Origin of the sequence: Streptomyces europaeiscabiei, assembly GCF_036346855.1 — a bacterium.
GTDB classification, from domain to species: Bacteria; Actinomycetota; Actinomycetes; order Streptomycetales; family Streptomycetaceae; genus Streptomyces; species Streptomyces europaeiscabiei.
Window position 1 is genome coordinate 2,237,241 of sequence record NZ_CP107841.1, and the last position, 16,304, is coordinate 2,253,544.

Annotated in this window: 15 protein-coding genes and 1 pseudogene; 9 read left to right on the forward strand and 7 right to left on the reverse strand. The window is 70.8% G+C overall.

Features of this window, described 5'->3' with window-relative positions; genetic code table 11:
• Window positions 1-3 precede the first annotated feature (3 nt).
• Window positions 4-774 (forward strand): DUF72 domain-containing protein, encoded by a 771-nt coding sequence (locus OG858_RS09580; protein WP_086750458.1) that lies wholly within the window; start codon window positions 4-6, stop codon window positions 772-774.
• Between the two features lie 364 nt (window positions 775-1,138).
• Here OG858_RS09580 and OG858_RS09585 read toward each other — a convergent pair whose 3' ends face one another.
• Complete coding sequence (locus OG858_RS09585; protein ID WP_046705023.1) at window positions 1,139-1,507, reverse strand: GntR family transcriptional regulator; 369 nt, start codon at window positions 1,505-1,507, stop codon at window positions 1,139-1,141.
• Window positions 1,508-1,578: 71 nt separating this feature from the next.
• On the opposite strand from OG858_RS09585, the gene OG858_RS09590 reads away from it, so the two are divergent.
• Both OG858_RS09590 and OG858_RS09595 read left to right on the forward strand, forming a co-directional pair.
• A complete protein-coding gene (locus tag OG858_RS09590) occupies window positions 1,579-2,508 on the forward strand; it encodes a GNAT family N-acetyltransferase (protein ID WP_086750457.1) in 930 nt (309 codons plus the stop codon).
• Window positions 2,489-3,001 carry a DUF402 domain-containing protein gene (locus OG858_RS09595; RefSeq protein ID WP_086750456.1) on the forward strand — a complete coding sequence of 171 codons (513 nt, stop codon included), beginning with the start codon at window positions 2,489-2,491 and terminating at the stop codon, window positions 2,999-3,001. Before OG858_RS09590 ends, OG858_RS09595 begins: the two co-directional genes overlap by 20 nt.
• Before the next feature lie 50 nt (window positions 3,002-3,051).
• On the opposite strand, the gene OG858_RS09600 is transcribed toward OG858_RS09595, so the two are convergent.
• Entirely contained in the window at window positions 3,052-3,711 is a 660-nt protein-coding gene (locus OG858_RS09600; protein WP_319263462.1) for a class I SAM-dependent methyltransferase, read from the reverse strand.
• A 138-nt stretch (window positions 3,712-3,849) separates the two neighbouring features.
• Here OG858_RS09600 and OG858_RS09605 point away from each other — a divergent pair, with 138 nt between their 5' ends.
• Complete coding sequence (locus OG858_RS09605) at window positions 3,850-3,984, forward strand: hypothetical protein (protein ID WP_267893159.1); 135 nt, start codon at window positions 3,850-3,852, stop codon at window positions 3,982-3,984.
• A 73-nt stretch (window positions 3,985-4,057) separates the two neighbouring features.
• Here OG858_RS09605 and OG858_RS09610 read toward each other — a convergent pair.
• Together OG858_RS09610 and OG858_RS09615 are read right to left on the reverse strand one after the other, a co-directional pair.
• A pseudogene (locus tag OG858_RS09610) lies at window positions 4,058-4,388 on the reverse strand (GNAT family N-acetyltransferase); the annotation flags it as partial.
• 441 nt (window positions 4,389-4,829) lie between these two features.
• Window positions 4,830-5,600, reverse strand: a complete 771-nt coding sequence (locus OG858_RS09615) for a dienelactone hydrolase family protein (protein WP_086752332.1) — start codon at window positions 5,598-5,600, stop codon at window positions 4,830-4,832.
• 282 nt (window positions 5,601-5,882) lie between these two features.
• Between OG858_RS09615 and OG858_RS09620 the strand changes: the two genes are divergently transcribed.
• Window positions 5,883-6,935: a lytic polysaccharide monooxygenase gene (locus OG858_RS09620; RefSeq protein ID WP_086752330.1), complete on the forward strand. Its 1,053-nt coding sequence runs from the start codon at window positions 5,883-5,885 to the stop codon at window positions 6,933-6,935.
• A gap of 120 nt (window positions 6,936-7,055) precedes the next feature.
• Here the strand turns inward: OG858_RS09620 and OG858_RS09625 are convergent, their stop codons facing one another.
• Window positions 7,056-7,925, reverse strand: a complete 870-nt coding sequence (locus tag OG858_RS09625; RefSeq protein WP_086752328.1) for an esterase/lipase family protein — start codon at window positions 7,923-7,925, stop codon at window positions 7,056-7,058.
• Between the two features lie 296 nt (window positions 7,926-8,221).
• Between OG858_RS09625 and OG858_RS48105 the strand changes: the two genes are divergently transcribed.
• Together OG858_RS48105 and OG858_RS09635 are read left to right on the forward strand one after the other, a co-directional pair.
• Window positions 8,222-8,506, forward strand: coding sequence for a hypothetical protein (locus tag OG858_RS48105; RefSeq protein WP_179201372.1), 285 nt, complete (start codon window positions 8,222-8,224; stop codon window positions 8,504-8,506).
• Window positions 8,500-8,766 (forward strand): hypothetical protein, encoded by a 267-nt coding sequence (locus tag OG858_RS09635; RefSeq protein ID WP_256960920.1) that lies wholly within the window; start codon window positions 8,500-8,502, stop codon window positions 8,764-8,766. Before OG858_RS48105 ends, OG858_RS09635 begins: the two co-directional genes overlap by 7 nt.
• Here the strand turns inward: OG858_RS09635 and OG858_RS09640 are convergent.
• Together OG858_RS09640 and OG858_RS09645 are read right to left on the reverse strand one after the other, a co-directional pair.
• Complete coding sequence (locus tag OG858_RS09640; RefSeq protein WP_086752326.1) at window positions 8,757-9,557, reverse strand: DUF6585 family protein; 801 nt, start codon at window positions 9,555-9,557, stop codon at window positions 8,757-8,759. The genes OG858_RS09635 and OG858_RS09640 overlap by 10 nt on opposite strands.
• Window positions 9,558-9,603: 46 nt before the next feature.
• Window positions 9,604-10,707: a M20 family metallopeptidase gene (locus OG858_RS09645; protein WP_408059470.1), complete on the reverse strand. Its 1,104-nt coding sequence runs from the start codon at window positions 10,705-10,707 to the stop codon at window positions 9,604-9,606.
• A gap of 267 nt (window positions 10,708-10,974) precedes the next feature.
• Here OG858_RS09645 and OG858_RS09650 point away from each other — a divergent pair, with 267 nt between their 5' ends.
• Window positions 10,975-11,859, forward strand: coding sequence for a LysR family transcriptional regulator (locus tag OG858_RS09650; RefSeq protein ID WP_319067149.1), 885 nt, complete (start codon window positions 10,975-10,977; stop codon window positions 11,857-11,859).
• A gap of 991 nt (window positions 11,860-12,850) precedes the next feature.
• Window positions 12,851-16,303, forward strand: coding sequence for a DNA polymerase III subunit alpha (locus tag OG858_RS09655; protein ID WP_328544990.1), 3,453 nt, complete (start codon window positions 12,851-12,853; stop codon window positions 16,301-16,303).
• Window position 16,304: the final 1 nt, after the last annotated feature.

Here is a 16,304-nt window from a genome sequence, read left to right on the forward strand (position 1 = left end):
CATATGACCCTGTTCGTCGGCACGTCGGGGTGGCAGTACCAGGACTGGCGGGGCGTCTTCTACCCGGAGGGCTGCCCGACCCGGCTGTGGCTGGAGGAGTACGCGGCCGGCTTCGCCACGGTCGAGATCAACAACGCGTTCTACCGGCTGCCGACGCGGGAGAACTTCGAGGCGTGGCGGGACAGGGTGCCGGGGGATTTCGTGATCGCGGTGAAGGCGAGCCGGTACCTGACCCACATCAAACGGCTGCGGGACCCCGAGGAGCCGGTGCACCGCCTGATGAGCCACGCGCAGGGCCTGGGCGACCGTCTGGGCCCGATCCTGCTGCAGCTGCCGCCGACGCTGCGGGCCGACGCGGACCTCCTGGACACCTGCCTGGGCTGCTTCCCCTCCGACACCCGGATCGCGGTCGAGCCCCGCCACGACTCCTGGTGGGCCCCCGAGATCCGCGAGGTCCTCAAGTCCCACGGCGCGGCCCTCTGCTGGGCCGACACCCACTCCCGCCCGGCCACCCCCCTCTGGCGCACCACCGACTGGTCCTACCTCCGCCTCCACCAGGGCCGGGCCCACCCCTGGCCCCACTACGGCCGCCGGTGCCTGTCGACCTGGGCCACCCGAATCGCCGACACCTGGCCGGCTACCGCCGATGCACACGTCTACTTCAACAACGACCCCCACGCGGCGGCCGTGCAGGACGCGACGACCTTCGCGAGGGCGGCACGAAGAGCGGGCCTACGGCCGACACGGACACCGGAACGGCCGACGCGAACCTGAGCACCGCCTCGGCCACCACGACAGCCACAACAACCTGAACAACACCTCGGGCCCACGGCTGCTGAACAAGGCCTCCGTATCGCCTCGACGACCACACCGGCTGCGCGAACCTGAACACCGCCTCGGCCACCACGACGGCTCGCGCGCACTCAGCGCACTCTTCTCAGCTCGCTCCCTCTGCCGTTCGGTTGCGCCCTCTACCGTTCGGCTGCTCCTTCTTTGCTCAGCTGCTCTTTCTCTGCTCCGCCGTTCTTCCCTCCGCCGCTCGATCCCTCCCGCCGCTCGATCCCTTCCGCCGCAGCGGCGCTCAGTCACGGCGGCGGATGTCAGCGGTGTGGACCGGCGCGCACCCCGACTCGGCGTTCTACACCGCGTACGCGGCCCGCAGGGCATCCCGGGCGGCGGCCAGGGCCTCCGCCTCACTCAACCCGAGCCGACGCACCCGCTCCGCGTACGCCGCAGCGGCACCCGCGGCCTCGCGCTCCGCCGCGGAGCCGGCCGCGGCCACGAACGTCCCGTTGCGCCCCCGCGTCTCGATCACCCCGTCCGTCTCCAGCGCGCGATACGCCTTGGCGACGGTATTGGCCGCCAACCCGAGCTGCTCGGCGAGCCCCCGTACCGTCGGCAGCCGGTACCCCACGGGCAGCGCGCCGGAGCGGGCCTGTTCCGAGATCTGGGCGCGCACCTGCTCGTAGGGCGCGCCCCCCTCCACGATGCGAATCTTCAAGGTCACGCGGCGATTGTCCCGTACCCGCCGGAAATTCGGAGGCAGCCCACCGTGCGCCCCACGTACCGTGCGCACACATGACACTGATCGTGCGCGACCTCCGCGCCACCGACCCCGTGGACGCCGACGCCTTCGCCGAGGTGCGAAGGTCGGCCCTGCCCTTCATGGTCAGCACCGCCGAGTCCCTGCTCCACGACGCCACGCGCAGGCCGCCCGAGGCCCACTACCAGCAGCTGGTCGCCGAGGCGGACGGCGAGGTGATCGGCACCGTTCAGCTGTACATCGCCCACGAAAGCCCGGTACCGGGCCAGGGCAACGTCAACGTGTACGTGCACCCGGAGCACCTGCGCCGGGGCGCGGGCGGCCTGCTGGCGCGCACCGCCGAGGAGCGGTTGAAGGCGGTGGGCGCGAAGCGGCTGCTCTCCTGGGTGCTGGACGCCCCGGAGAATCGCGCGTTCGCGGAGCGTCGCGGTTACACGCCCAGCCGCTCCGCCCACTTCCTCAGTCTGGACCTGGCGCGCGGCACCCTCCCCCCGCTCCGGACCCTGCCCGACGGCGTCGAGCTGCGCACGGCCGCCGACTTCGCCGACGACCCGCGTCCCCTGTTCGACCTGGACGCGGAGGCGACGGCGGACGAGCCGAGCGACGTCGGCGCGGAGTTGGACGACTACGAACAGTGGCTGGAGGAGAACTTCCACCATCCGTTGCTGGACCGCGCCCTGAGCACGGTGGTCGTCGTGGACGGCACGCTCGCCGCGTTCACGGCGGTCCGCACGGACGGCCGTGACCGCTACTTCACCGGTATGACGGGCACCGCCCGCGCCTTCCGCGGCCGCGGCCTCGCCAAGCTCGCCAAGAACGACTCCCTGCACCGCGCCCGCGCCGCCGGCTACACGGAGGCCTTCACGGGCAACGACACCGACAACGGCCCGATGCTCGCGGTCAACAAGTGGTTCGGGTACGAGGTGTGCGCGACGGAGGTGCGGTATGTCCGCGAACTCGGCTGAGCCCGGAGACGAGTCGCACGACGTGGACGTCGTCCTGCTCAAGGCGGGCCGTACGAAGATCCGTTACCCCGCGCGGCTGCTGGGCGACGACGGCACCCGGATCGTGGTCCACGCCCGCTGGGCGACCGACGGCGTACGGGACTTCGGGTTCGTGCGGTTCGAACCGGGTGACGTCTTCACCGAGTACTACTGGCGCGACCGGTGGTACGCCGTCAAGGAGGTCCGTGACGCGCGAGGCACTCTGAAGGGCTGGTACTGCGACATCACCAGGCCCGCCACGCTCTCCGGCGGGGAACTCGTCGTCGAGGACCTCGACCTGGACCTGTGGCGCTCCGCCGACGGCACGACCGTACTGCGACTGGACGAGGACGAGTTCGAGGAGAGCGGGCTCGCGGAGAGCGACCCGGAGGCCGCCGCGGCCGCCGTGGCCGCCCTGGACGAACTGGAGGTGCTCGCCACCACCGAAGGCGGCCTGGAGTCGCTGCTGACGTAGACGGCGCCGGTGGGGTCGGCGGTGATGCGGCCGGCTCAGATGTGGGGCGGTCAAAGGCGGGCCACCACCGCGTACCGCTCGTCCTCGACCGTCCTCCCCCACAGCCGCGAGTCGTCCTCCAGCCGCACCACCGCCGTGTCGGACACGAGCGGCGCGAGAAGCCCGTACAGCCGCTCGGCGGCGATGCCGACCGGGCTGACCGTGCCCCACACCCCCTCGACCAGCACGAGCCGCCCTCCGGGACGCAGCAGTCCGCACCAGCGGCGCAGGACGCGGCCCGGGTCGGGCAGGGTCCACAGCACATGGCGGACGAGGATCACGTCGAACCGCTCCTCCCCCACGGGCGGGGCCGCCGCGTCACCGACGAGGAACACGGCTGGGTGCCCGGCGAGTTTGGCGCGGGCGAGGGCGATCATGGCCGGGGACGCATCCACCCCCGTCACCCGGTGCCCCTGTTCGGTCGCGAGGAGTGACAGGCTGCCGGTGCCGCAGCCGAGGTCCAGCACGTCGCAGGCGCGGTGCGGCAGCCAGTCCCGCAGCCGGGCCGCCCAGGCCTCCCGGACGGCGGGTTCCCGCAGGCCATGATCGGGTTCGTCGTCGAAAGCGGGCGCTTCCGCGTCCCAGTCGATGCTCTCCGGAGAGTCATCTGCCGCCGGTTTATTCGGTGTTCGAAGGGCCGGGGAGGTTTCACCGTCGTCGATGTTGGTCATGCCGCCAGAGTGACACCTGCCACTGACAGTCCAGATGGTGACAGCCGCCACTGACAGAGCACGAACGATGAGTAACGCTCCCGGAAAAGGTCTACTTCCGTGAAAACGCGGAACCCGGTGGACCGCAAGGAGGCAGCCATGCGCCGTACGACCGTGCAGAAGCCCCTGAGGAAGTCCACGTCCCGCCAGGTGCGGGACGAGGCCGACGAACGCCCCGTCGAGCGCCGGGAAGTGCGAAAGGACATCGCACGCACCTGGTGGCCGGACGGCTGAGCGGCCGCGCCCCGGCCCGCCCGCCCACGAGAACCGACGCCGACCCCCTCCCGATGAATCCCGACGAGTCCTGTCAGGCGAGCCTCTTGCGGTAGTGGATCCGGTCGCATGGACCGTCCACCCGGCGCTCCACGACCTCGTACCCGAATTTCGGGTGGATCTCCTGGTTCTCCCACATCAACGTGTTCGTGCAGAGCCTGACCTCGGCAGGCCGAGGGCACGCGCGCGCGGGTGTCGACGAATTCCAGCAGCCGCCGCCCGACGCCCCGACCGTGGGCGTCGGGACGGACGGCGATGCTGTCGAGGAAGAGATGCTCCTCGTACGCCTCGACGACCACCGGTCCGATCACCGGGTCCCCGGTGACGAAGACCCGTCCCGCGGCGACGTTCGCCGCGTGGTCCGCCGTCGAATTAGCTCGATCGTGTGATGGTCGGCTTCCGGGCTTGCAGTGTCCTGGGCCGTTCGGGTCGGCGTGATCGTGCGATCCGGGACGCGGGGTACGGCGTCAGCGTGCGGGGCCACTGTTTCACTCGAGGATGGTTCAGGGCTTCCCCGTCGCCTCTGGCTGTGCCTGTTCGGCCAGGTCGCGCAGGGCCGTGTCCGTCAGCGGCTCCGGCCGCGGGGGTCTCCCGGGCCCGGACCACGTACAGGATGCGTGTCGCCACCCGGGGTCGAGTACGCCGGGGACCAGCTCGCCCAGGACCGTTCGGGGCGCGCGGCCGAACTGACTCACCCCCCGCTCGGTCCACAGGAACGGTGGTGGGCCAAGTCCGTCACGGCCCGCACGGCGGCCACGTCGGCGGTGCCGTCCGCCCTGATGACGGCCTGCTCGCCCGGGCCTCCGTCATGACCGGGGCCGGGACAGGTTGCGGTCCAGCAGGTCCAGCAGCGCGGTCCAGTGGCGTGCCGTCGCCCCGGCGTCGTAGGCGGCGGTGTCGGCCTGGGTGTAGCCGTGCGAGGCGCCCGGGTAGACCTCGGTGCGGTGGCGGACGCCCGCCTCGGTGAGCGTCTTGTCGAGCAGGTCGATCTGCTCCGCCGGCAGGGACGGGTCCTCGTCGGCGTGGCCGAGGTACACCTCGCCGGTGATCCGGGCCACCGCCAGGTGCGGGCTGTCCGGGGCGTCGGTCGCCAGGCGCCCGCCGTGGAAGCCGGCCGCGGCGGCCACCCGCTCCGGGAAGGCACCGGCGGTGTGCAGGGCCAGCCGGGCGCCCATGCAGTACCCGGTGATCCCGACGGGCCCGGCGGCGACCCGCGGGCTGTCGGCCAGCCATTCCAGGTAGGCCGCCGCGTCCCGCAGCGCCAGTTCCGGCGTCAGCGTCAGCATGACCGGCAGGATCTGGTCCCATATCTCCGGACGTGCGACCGGGTCGATGAACTCGGGCAGGTCGAACACCGGGGTCCGCCCCGACCGGTGGAAAAGGTTGGGCACGAGGACCGTGTATCCGGCACCGGCCAGCCGGTCGGCCATCGCCCTCAGATGCGGTCGCAGCCCGAACGCGTCCATGTAGAACAGGACCGCCGGATGCGCGGCGTCGTCGTCGGGGTGGACGAGGTAGGCGTCGGCGGTGCCGTCCTGGGTGGCGATGTCCACGGTGGTTCCGCGTACTGCGGTCATGGGCGCTCCTCATTCTTCTCTGCGACTGGTCCTCGACCTGTCGTCAACTGACGCGAGCGACCGCATTGTTCCGCGTCCGAGTAAGAAACGGATCACCGGCCGGGGCGGGAACCCCCGTTCCTGTGCCCTCGGTTAGCCCCTCCTTAACTCCACCATAAGGATCTCCCGCGCCCACCCCCAGCAGGCGATTTCACGGTTTCTTGGGGCTAGCTTGCTGATCGCCCCAGGCGCCCGGGACCGACCCCCGGAGCCGTCCAGGACCGTTTCGAGGAGTGCCCCGCCATGCCCGCTGCCCGTCGCAAGGCCGCCGCGTTCGCCACCGCCGGTGTCGTCGGTGCCGCCCCCCTCGCCCTGACCGCGTTCGCCGCCGGGCCGGCCGTGGCGCACGGTTCGATGGGCGACCCGGTGAGCCGGGTTGCGCAGTGCTACGCGGAGGGCCCCGAGAACCCGAGGTCGGCGGCCTGCGCGGCGGCGGTCACGGCCGGCGGCACCCAGGCGCTCTACGACTGGAACGGCGTGCGGATCGGCGACGCGGCCGGCCGCCACCGGGAACTGATCCCGGACGGCAAGCTGTGCAGCGCGGGCGACGAGGCGTTCGAGGGCCTCGATCCGGCCCGCACCGACTGGCCCGCGACGAGCGTGCGCGCCGGCTCGTCCACCTTCAGGTACCGGGTGACGGCCCCGCACAAGGGCACCTTCACGGTGTACGTCACCAAGGCCGGCTACGACCCGTCGCAGCCGCTCGCCTGGGACGACCTCGACCTCGCGAACCCGGTCGCGACGGCCACCGACCCGGCCGCGTCGGGCGGCTTCTACACGTTCTCCGGCACCCTCCCGCAGCGCTCCGGCACGCACCTGTTGTACGCGGTCTGGCAGCGCTCGGACAGCCCGGAGGCGTTCTACTCCTGCTCGGACGTCACCTTCGGCGGCACGTCGGCCCCGCCGAACGCGTCCGCCCCCTCCGAGGACCAGATCGAGGACGGCACCGACGAGTCGACCGTCGAGCACGGCGGCCATGGTGACGACGACGCGAGCACGACGACGGACCCGGCACCGAAGGCATCGGCCAGGGAGACGGCGAAGGGGGCCGCGAGGAGCGCCTCCGACGACGCGTCGCCGACCGCGAGATCGACGAGCGACGGATCGGCCGCGGGGGCCGTCCCCGTCGGCCTCGCGGAGCCCGCCGGGGGCAAGGACGGCCTCGCCGACACCGGTGGCGAGGGCATGACCCCGTACGTGGCCCTCGGCGGCGCGGCCGTGCTGGCCCTCGGCTCCTCCCTCCTCTTCGCCGCGGCCCGACGCCGCGCGACGACCGGCGACCGGCACGGCCGCTGACGGCTTCCGGGGCCTGTCGGGCGGCTCAGGCCGGACAGGCCCCGGCGGCATGTGCCGGCACCGCCGGGCGAGCATGCGTACGCACCGCGGGGTGGTCCCGGCGGTGCCTACGCACACGTGTCAGCCGACGGCCGAGAGGCAGGTCGTCGGGGTGGCGTGGGCCGGGTCCAGGGCGTTGACGACCTCGTGGAACGCGATGCGGTCGAGGAGCCCGATCACCGCGTGCTCGGAGAGGTCGAGCGCGCAGAGGTCCTGGATGACGACGTTGCGTACGTTCGGCCCGTCGAGGAACTGGGACCGGTACGGCGTGACCACCTCGTCGTACTTGGTGGCGAGGACCGTGTACGTGACGCCGGGGACGGTGTCGCCGCCCGCGTTGAGCTTGGTCATGAAGGCGGATCCGGCCACCTGGTCGGCGAGGGCCGGGGTCGCGGAGGACAGCAGGTCGCCCGCGCCGGGGAAGTACGCGAGGAGTTCGGTGAGGCCGTTCAGGGTGGTGCCGTGGTTGGAGGGGGCGATGCCGACGAGGGCGTTCACCTTCGCGGCTCCGCCGAGGAACTTGAGGTAGTAGCGGGGCATCATGCCGCCCTGCGAGTGGCCGACGAGGTCGGTCTCGGCGGCGCCGGTCGCGGCGAGCACCCGGTCGACGAAGGCGTCGAGCTGCTCCGCGGACTTGTCGATGGGGCCGAGCCCGTGGAAGAAGGCGACGCCGGGGAGTTGGCCGTAGTCGAGGGAGTAGACGCAGTAGCCCCGGTTCACGAGGTACGGCGCGAGGCCCAGCCAGTTGTCGACGGAGTTCGCGAGCGTTCCGTGGACGAGGACGACGGGGCGGGGGTGGGCGCTGGAGGGTTTGCAGGAGTAGTCGTTCCAGCCACGGCTGGGTGCGGCGGCCGTGTCGGCGGCCTCGGCGGCAGCAGCGGGGACGACGGTTGCCGCGGCGGCCAGGCACAGGGCGGCCAACGGTCTGATCAGGCGCTTCCAGGGCAGCATCGGGTGATCTCCTTGCGGCTCAAGGGACGTGCGACGACGTTCGCCCTGTGATCCGGATCACGAGGATGCTGTTCTAACCCGCCAAGTTACGGGCGAGTAGTAAAAGTGGGAAGTTACGCGTCAGTAAAAACTTCAAGTGATGGTCGTGGACGCTGACACGTGACGTCGAACCGTCACCAGGCGGGCCTGACGGGGCCGCGGGGCGCGATGCCCGCCGGCCGATCACGCAGCACCCGCATGTCACCCTCCCCGCCGAACGGCTCGGCCCAGCCCGCGACGACCTCGGCCGCCACCTCTTGCGCCGCCCGGGTACAGACCCACCCCCACTCGGCCGGCACGACCAGACGGGCCGGGGCGTCACCGGGACGCGGCCGGCGCCCGACATACCCCTTGCGCACGAGCTCGTCGACGAGCCGACCGGCGGCCTGCCGTGGGAAGCGCTGCGCGCGTACGGCGGCCCCGGTCCGACCGTGCCGCTCGGACCGCTCTCGGAGCCGGCCCGGGCCCTGGCGGTGGGCAGGGAGGACGTCGCGATGAAGCTGCTGGCGCCCTGGAAGGAGATCTTCGGGAGGGAGTGCTGATCGAGACCGGGAGCCTTGCACCCCGGCCCTGGCCGACGACGGGCGGCGATGTCTTCGAGACTTCGGTGCCGTGGCGTACGTTCCGCTGGCGGCAGGGCCGGCAACACTGCTCGGGCACGTACTGGTCCTCCACGATGCGCGAACATGCCGTATACGAGTCACGGCTTGAGCTGACGCGCCTGCTCTACGGCGACTTCGACCAGGACGTTACGACGGTCTTCGCCCAGCCGTTCCTGCGCGAGCGTGCGCGTCACCCGTAGAGGTTCGAGGCGACGGTCAGGAAGACGAGGAGGTTCGGCACGGTCTCGACCTTGGCGAGCGCCCAGGCCTTGGGCTGTCCGTGCTGCCGGACGGCCACGAAGCCCCCGCCGACATCGATCGTCGCGACGGCCGACCAGGGCAGGACCCCTTCGCGTTCGGTGGAGATACCGGTGGCGTCCACGCTGAACGGGCCGTGGCTCACCTGGTGCCCCTCACGGACCGCCTCCCACACCTTCTGGGCCTGGGCGCGGGCGATGGCCTCGGAGATCAGGGGCAGCCAGGTCCCGAAGTCGGCGAAGCGGGACGAGATCTCCGCTCTGGTGCCGTTGGGCGCTACCAGGGTGGAGGTGTGCGTGGTGTTGAAAGGGGTCTTCGTGCCCTTGTAGATGATCACTTCCTGGACGGTTTCCTGGTAATGGACCGCCTGGTCCCAGCGAACCGCGAACAACCGGCCGGCGCCCCTGTCCACGAGCAGACCCCTCTCGAAGAGGTGCAGGCGTTGACTGCCGAGTTTCTTGCGGAAGTTGGGGCTGTTGAGCAGGGCACCGATGCTCAACGCGGAGAAGAGCAGGGGGTACGCCCCCACCCACCAGCTCGCGTAGACCCACAACAGGATGCCTCCGGTCGCCAGGCCGGCGATGCCGGTCAGGGAAGCGACGATGAACAGTCCCCGGTACTTCTCCTGCACGTTGACCTCCTTCCTCGGCAGGAAGGTGTGTTCGAGTCGGCCGAAGCCTCTGCGGGAAGCCAGTTGGGCGACTTCAGGGGGCAGGGAACCAGGCACGCTCATACAGGGGCCTCGGTTTCGTTTCGGAGCGACACTCGTCAAGGCCGCTTCAGCTGGTCACGTGTTCAATGAGTCGAGCGAGCAGACGAGTGCGGGGGACCATCCGGGCGATCTCGACGTACTCGGTGTCCGCGTGCGCGCCACCGCCCACGGCGCCCAGGCCGTCCAGCGTTGGACAGCCCGCCGCCGCGGTGTAGTTGCCGTCCGAGGCACCGCCGACGGCGATCCCCCGCAGCGGTTCCTGGCCCAGTTCCGCGGCGATTCGGGAGGCGAGGGCGAACAGTTCGGCGGAGGACTCCGGTTCCATCGGCGGCCTTCTCCTGCCGCCCAGTACCTCCAGCCGGGCTCCGGGCAGCCGGGCGACGAGCCCCCGCATGAACTCGTCTATCCGGTCCTGCGCCGCCAGGGTCGGCACGCGCACATCCACCGACACCTTCGCCAGCCCGGGCACTGTGTTGAGAGTGGTGCCGGCCGTCAGGAGGGTGGGCGTGATGGTCGGCGCCCCCAGGGCGGGCCAGGGGGCTCCGGTGGCGCCCATTGAGCCTGCGAGGTCGGCGACGGCCAGGACCTGGTGAGCGGCCTCGACAGCGGCGTTGACCCCCTTCTGCGGTTCCGAGCCCGCGTGTGCGGCACGGCCGTGCACGACGACCTCGTACCGCGAAGTGCCCTTGCGGGCGGTCTTGAGCGCGCCTTCCTCGTCCGCGGACGCCTCCAGCACCAAGGCGGCCGCGCACCCCCGCACGGATTCCTCGATCAGCTGCCGGGAGGTCGCGGAGCCGACTTCCTCGTCCCCGTTGACCACAACGCACACTCCCTCCGGTGAGGGCAGGGAGGCCAGCGCGTGGAACATCTGCACCAGGCCCGCCTTCATGTCCAGGACCCCGGGGCCGCGGGCGATCCCGTCGACCACCGACCAGGGGTGGTTCTGAAGCGAGCCCATGGACCACACCGTGTCGTGGTGTCCCACCAGCAGGACCCGCGGAGTGCCGAAGCTCCACCGCAGATGGGTCACACCGTCGATCACGATCACCTCCGGCGCGGCCCCCAACAGCCTGGCCCCCAGGGCGCCGACCACCTCGGCGCTGCGCGCCACCGCCGCGTGGTCCGCCGAGAAGGACTCGCAGAGCACGAGGTCCTCCAGATCGGCCAGCATCGCCGGCAACGCGAGCGAGGCCCCGCGGGTCATCGGTCCCGCCCCATCCCAACTCCCTTTCGCACCAACACACTTCCCCCTCGGATTTCGCCGGCCATTGGAGAGCGGCGGTGCTTGTCCCCCCTCGAAGCACCGCCGCGTGAACGACGTTAGGGCGAGGCAAGACATTCCACCAGCGACTGGATTGCATAGGATCCATGCATCTGAGGAATGCATCGGCGCAAGATGGTGAGGGCCGGAGGAGAGGACCTCGGAGGAGGGAGGAACGTGTTCGAGATCGACGCGCTGCGGCTGCTCGTGGCCGTGGCCGAGACCGGATCGTTCACGAAGGCGGCGGCCAGGCTCAACTACACGCAGTCCGCGGTGTCCCGGCGGATCGCCGCGCTGGAACAGCGGGCGGGTGGGCCGCTGTTGGAACGGCTCCCTCGGGGCGTGCGACTGAATCCCGCAGGCCGTACCCTGCATCGGCACGCCATGGAGGTGCTCGACCGGCTGTCGCGGGCGGAGCGGGAACTGGCCGTGCTGCACGCGGGCCACGGCGGGCTGCTGCACATCGGCGCGTTCGCCACCGCCAACATCTCGCTGGTGCCCACCGCCCTGCGGACACTCCAGGAGGCCAGGCCGGATGTCGAGGTCGTCGCGGTCGAGGGCCCGACCGACACGCTGATGGCGCGCCTCGCGGACGGGGTGCTGGACCTCGCCATCGTCAGCGACTACCCGTCCGGTCTGCCGTCGGCCGACGGTGTCACGACGACCGCGTTGTGCGAGGACGAGCTGTTCGTCGCTCTCCCACGGGGGCACCGCCTGGCCGGAGCCGGGACGATCGACCTGCGTGAACTGCGCGACGAAGCCTGGCTCCAGAACGCGTACGGCGACCGTCCCACGATGCTCGCCGACGCCTTCGCCAGAGCGGCCTTCACCCCCAGGAAGATCATCCGGATCGCGGAGTGGTCCGGGAAGTTCGGCTACGTGGCCGCCGGGCTGGGGGTGGCGCTGGTCCCCTCGCTGGCGGCCTGGGCGGTCCCCGACGAACTCGTACTGCGCAGCCTCACCGACCCGGCCCTGCGCCGGACCGTACATGTGGCACTGCCTGCCGCCCCGCTACCGGCGGCACTGAAACTGCGGGATCTGTTGCGCGACGCCGTTGACTGAGCCGTTCTCCGGAGCGACCAGCCGGTATGCAAGGTGATGTGGGTACAAGGCATCGAGTGCGCCGGCCTGCGCCCAAGGCACCTCCTGAGACCTCACCGACAGGGACGAGATCGTGAGACAGATGCGGGGTGCCCCTTGGATGAGACAGCCGGAAAGACCCAGGTCGTTACAGAGAGTGGGACATTCTGATTGCTGACCTACAGACGTTGCAGGTTCGCATCGCCGACGTCCCCTTCTTATTGCCGTGGCCCTCCTTATTGCCGGTGGCCCTCGTCCGACCCAAGGGACAGCTCAATGAGACGAACCCCTGTCCGATAGTTCACTCGCCTTGCCCAGAGTCCCGCACGTCCAGACCGCAGGAGCGCTGCCGACCGGGCGCTGCGTACGGCGACGTGTGACTGCGCGGGCGCCGGTGATCCCTCTCTGCGGCCGACAGCCCTCTGCCTTGAGGCACACCCGGACCTTTCGGCTGGCCGCGGGTGTGCTGAGACGGACCGGATCGCGCGTGAGTGTGGACCCGGTCCTGCGGCTTTGTTCCCAGTACTCGACCGGTTGGCGGCGCCCTTCCTCTCCTTGAGCGTGGTCCTTGCCTCGGGAGATCCGAGCTGGGAGCTGCGCCGAAAGGCGATCGGTGTCAGCGGGCGGTCGATCGATCTGACGCCGATGCGAGTCCAGAGACCTGAGCGACCGACCTGAGACTCGACCCTTTGCGGAACACGTCATGCGTACTGCAAGCCGTTGCCGTTCGCCGTGAGTCGCCGAATGAGCGGTGCGGCGAGCGCCATGGTGATGTTTTCCCCCAACTGCTCTGCCTGGTCGGGGAGGTGACAGGAAGCCATCTGCTTCGGGTGTCGCTCACCTCGCCAAAGAATCGCAGATATGTTCGAATCAAGTCGCTGACCGGGGCTGATGGGGTTAGAGTAATCGAACGAGCGTACGATGAGCATATCGGGCGTATGGCCGAAAAGGGGTGGAGTGATGGAGGTGCGGCATGGCGGGCTTCGCCCATCTGCACGTCGCGTCCGGTTACTCCGTCCGCTACGGCGCCGCCCACCCCGAGCACCTCGTGCGGCGGGCGGCCGAGCGCGGCATGGCGACGCTCGCGCTCACCGACCGGGACACGGTCACCGGGGCGGTCCGATTCGCACAGGCATGCGCCGGAACCGGGGTGCGGCCGGTCTTCGGTGTCGACCTTGCGGTGGAGGCCATCGCGCCCCCGCCGCCCGCCCAGCGGCGTCGCACTCCCGCGCGCGGCGGCGCGCATGTGGTCGAGCCGCCGCTGCGATTCACGCTGCTCGCGCAGAACCAGGCGGGGTGGGCGCGACTGTGCCGCATCACATCGGCCGCCCACGCCAGGGCCGTATCCGGTGCGGCACCGGTGGTGCCGTGGGACGCATTGCGTGAGTACGGCGGCCCCGGCCTGGCCGTGCTGCTCGGACCGCTCTCGGAGCCCGTGCGGGCGCTGGCGGCGGGCCGGGAGGACGTCGCGATGAAGTTGCTGGCGCCCTGGAAGGAGATCTTCGGGAGGGGGCTTCGCTTGGAAACTGTTGCGCAGAAACGTTTCGGCACGAGTCCCGGATCTCTGCGCTTGGCCGCCCGCACCCTCGCCCTGGCCGACCGCACCCGCACCACCGCCGTGCTCTCCAACGCCGTCCGCTACGCCGACCCCGACCAGCACCGCCTCGCCGACGTCCTGGACGCTGCACGACTACTGAGGCCGATCGACCGGCGTCGCCTGGACGGCGGACAGCGCTGGCTCAAGGGCGAGCGAGGAATGGAAACCGTCGCGCGAATGATCGCCGAATGTGCCGGAGGGGACATTCGGCGGACCCGCCGCCTCGTAGCGGACACTGCCGCCACGGCGGCCGAGTGCACCGTCGATCCGGTGGCGGACCTCGGGCTCGGCGCCCGGCACTTCCCGGAACCGGCGCTGTTCGACGCCGAGCCCCGAGCGGGCGCAGCCGCGCAGTTGCTGCGGCAGCGGTGCGAGGCGGGCATGGTTCGACGCGGCCTCGACCGTGACCGAAGGGCGCTCGACCGGCTGGACGAAGAACTCAAGGTGATCTACGCGCTGGACTACGACTCGTACTTCCTCGCCGTCGGCCAGGTCGTGGCCGACATCCGGGCCAAGGGCATCCGGGTCGCGGCCCGCGGCTCCGGCGCCGGCTCGATGGTCTGCCACGCCCTGGACATCGCCACCGCCAACCCGCTCGACCACCGTCTTCTGTTCGAGCGCTTCCTCAGCGTGCGCCGGGCCTCGCTGCCCGACATCGACATCGACGTGGAATCCGCCCGCCGACTGGAGTGCTACGACACGATCTTCGAGCGGTTCGGCAAGGAGCGGGTGGCGGTCACCGCGATGCCCGAGACCTACCGGGCCCGCCGGGCGCTGCGGGACACCGGTCTCGCCCTCGGCATCGCCCCGGCGGACGTCGACCGGATCGCCAAGAGCTTCCCGCACGTGCGCGCCTCGGACATCACCGGCGCCCTCGCCGAACTGCCCGAACTGCGTCAACTGGCAGCCGAGGCACACCGGTTCGGACCGCTGTGGGAACTCGCCGAGGGCCTCGACTCCCTGGTCCACGGCATGGCCATGCACCCATGCGGCGTGGTCATCAGCGACGCGACCCTCCTGGACCGGCTGCCGGTCCAGCCCACCCCGCAAGGCGACTACCCCATGGCCATGGCCGCAAAAGAGGAGATCGAGGCGCTGGGCAACATCAAACTCGACGTCCTGGGAGTGCGGATGCAGTCCGCGATGGCCCATGCCGTCACCGAGATCGAACGAACCACCGGCAACCACATCGACCTCGACGACCCCCAGCAGGTCCCACTCGACGACGTCTTCGCCTTCAAGCTCATCCAGGAGAGCCAGACCCTGGGTCTCTTCCAACTGGAGTCGCCCGGTCAGCAGGATCTGCTGTCCCGATTGCAGCCCCGCGATCCGCAGGACGTCATCGCCGACATCAGCCTCTTCCGCCCTGGGCCGGTCGCCGGCGGCATGCCCGAGCGGTACATCGCCGCCCGGCACGGTGGCACACCGGCGTACACGCATCCGGACCTGGAACCGGTGCTCGCCGACACCTACGGCGTGACCATCTGGCACGAACAGATCATCGAGACCCTGTCGGTCATGACCGGCTGCGACTACGCGCTGGCGGAGATCGCCCGGCGAGCGCTCGGCGAGAAGGACCGACTGCCGAAGATCAGGGACTGGTTCCACGGCCTGGCGCGCGCACGTGGCTACAGCGCGACCGTACGGGACGAGGTCTGGAAGACCGTCGAGGCCTTCGGCGCCTACGGCTTCTGCCGCGCCCACGCGGTCGCCTTCGCGGTACCCGCTCTGCAAAGCGCCTGGCTCAAGGCGCACTACCCGGCATTCCTGCTGGCCGGCCTGCTCGAACACGACCCCGGTATGTGGCCCAAGCGCGTCCTGGTCTCCGATGCCCGCCGTGGCGGCGTACAGGTCCTACCCGTCGACATCAACCACTCCCAGGTGAAGCACACCGTGGAGAAGACCGACGGGGACCAGTGGGGTGTACGGCTCGCACTGTCCGGGGTGCGAGGCATCAGCGAGGAGGAGTGCGCCCGGATCGAGGGGGGACAGCCGTACGGATCGCTGTCGGACTTCTGGCAGCGGGCCCACCCCAGCCGCCCTGTCGCCGAACGCCTCGCCGAGATCGGCGCCCTGAGCTGTCTGCACGAGGGCCGTCTCACCCGACGTGATCTGCTGCTCCAGATCGCCGAGTTGCATCGGCAGTCCCGCACCCGGTTCGCGCACGAGGGTCAACTGCCCATCGATGCGGGCGCAGTTAGCGGCACGGAGCCCAGCGGGCTGCCGGAGATGACCGGACGCGAGGCCCTGAGCGCCGAGCTGAGCACGCTCGGCATCGACGTCTCCAAGCACCTGATGGAACACCACCACCGGCTGCTGCGCGAGGTCGGCGCGACCGACGCGGCGCATCTGGCCGGGATGCGCGCCGGCCAGCAGGTTCTCGTCGCGGGTGTACGGGCCTCGACCCAGACCCCGCCGATCGCCAGCGGCCGGCGCGTCATCTTCGTCACCCTGGAAGACGGCTCCGGTCTGGTCGACCTAGCCTTCTTCGAGGACTCCCACCCGGCCTGCGCACACACCGTCTTCCACAGCGGCCTGCTGCTGGTGCGCGGCACGGTCCAGGTGCGCGGCACCCGCCGGACCGTCGTCGGCTCCATGGCCTGGGACCTGGACGAGATCGCCGCCGCCCGCCGCGACCACGGTCCGGAGGCCGCTCTCGCCCTCCTCGGCGAGAGCCGCCCGCACCCGACCCCCGCCCAGCCGCAGCGCACCTTGGCCAACGGCACCACCGGCGCCCGCCTCCACCCCTACGCCGACCTCCAGCCCGCCGGCAACCGTTCGGCCGACCTGAAGAAGTTCGGCCACCGCAGCCCCGGGAGCGCGGGATGAA

Coding starts and splice junctions, on each gene's coding strand:
- OG858_RS09615 (WP_086752332.1), bottom strand. CDS start 5,600: ATGACCGCAGTACGCGGAACCACCGTGGACATCGCCACCCAGGACGGC.
- OG858_RS09655 (WP_328544990.1), top strand. CDS start 12,851: ATGGCGGGCTTCGCCCATCTGCACGTCGCGTCCGGTTACTCCGTCCGC.
- OG858_RS09580 (WP_086750458.1), top strand. CDS start 4: ATGACCCTGTTCGTCGGCACGTCGGGGTGGCAGTACCAGGACTGGCGG.
- OG858_RS09600 (WP_319263462.1), bottom strand. CDS start 3,711: ATGACCAACATCGACGACGGTGAAACCTCCCCGGCCCTTCGAACACCG.
- OG858_RS09605 (WP_267893159.1), top strand. CDS start 3,850: ATGCGCCGTACGACCGTGCAGAAGCCCCTGAGGAAGTCCACGTCCCGC.
- OG858_RS09595 (WP_086750456.1), top strand. CDS start 2,489: ATGTCCGCGAACTCGGCTGAGCCCGGAGACGAGTCGCACGACGTGGAC.
- OG858_RS09625 (WP_086752328.1), bottom strand. CDS start 7,925: ATGCTGCCCTGGAAGCGCCTGATCAGACCGTTGGCCGCCCTGTGCCTG.
- OG858_RS09645 (WP_408059470.1), bottom strand. CDS start 10,707: ATGCTGGCCGATCTGGAGGACCTCGTGCTCTGCGAGTCCTTCTCGGCG.
- OG858_RS09620 (WP_086752330.1), top strand. CDS start 5,883: ATGCCCGCTGCCCGTCGCAAGGCCGCCGCGTTCGCCACCGCCGGTGTC.
- OG858_RS09640 (WP_086752326.1), bottom strand. CDS start 9,557: ATGAGCGTGCCTGGTTCCCTGCCCCCTGAAGTCGCCCAACTGGCTTCC.
- OG858_RS09590 (WP_086750457.1), top strand. CDS start 1,579: ATGACACTGATCGTGCGCGACCTCCGCGCCACCGACCCCGTGGACGCC.